We start from the raw sequence: 403 nt of genomic DNA on the forward strand, positions 1-403 counted from the left end.
CATATAGTCCTCGCGGCAGAAATGATCGGCCGAACAGGCCGGCCGGTTGCCGCGATTGACGGCGCCGCCAAGGCATTGGTCGAAATTGTTGGTGGCCACGCAGATGTCAAATTTCTTGCCGCCGACCAGCCCGCAGATCTCGTTCGGCATCGGCTTGCCGGCCTTGAAAGCCGCGAAGACACGGTCCTTGTCGTTGCAACCGCGATAAGCGATCCCGCCAGGCACGCCGATCTTCGGTGGCCGGCAGGTATAGGCGGTGCGCGAAACGTCAGGAGCGAAGGCCGCGAACTGGCCTGATATGCTGTAGCGGTCGTTGAAAGGCTGCTCCGCATTGCTGGCGATCGAGCCGGTCAGACAAGGATGCCCGGAAAACATGTCAGCGCTGTCCTTTGGCAGCAGGCAC

At 61.5% G+C, this 403-nt stretch carries 1 pseudogene; it reads right to left on the minus strand.

The window, feature by feature from the left end:
* Positions 1-375, minus strand: a pseudogene (locus EN991_RS39605) (hypothetical protein); the annotation flags it as partial.
* Between the last annotated feature and the right edge of the window lie 28 nt (positions 376-403).

It is taken from the genome of Mesorhizobium sp. M7A.F.Ca.US.005.03.2.1 (assembly GCF_003997795.1).
GTDB lineage: Bacteria > Pseudomonadota > Alphaproteobacteria > Rhizobiales > Rhizobiaceae > Mesorhizobium > Mesorhizobium ciceri.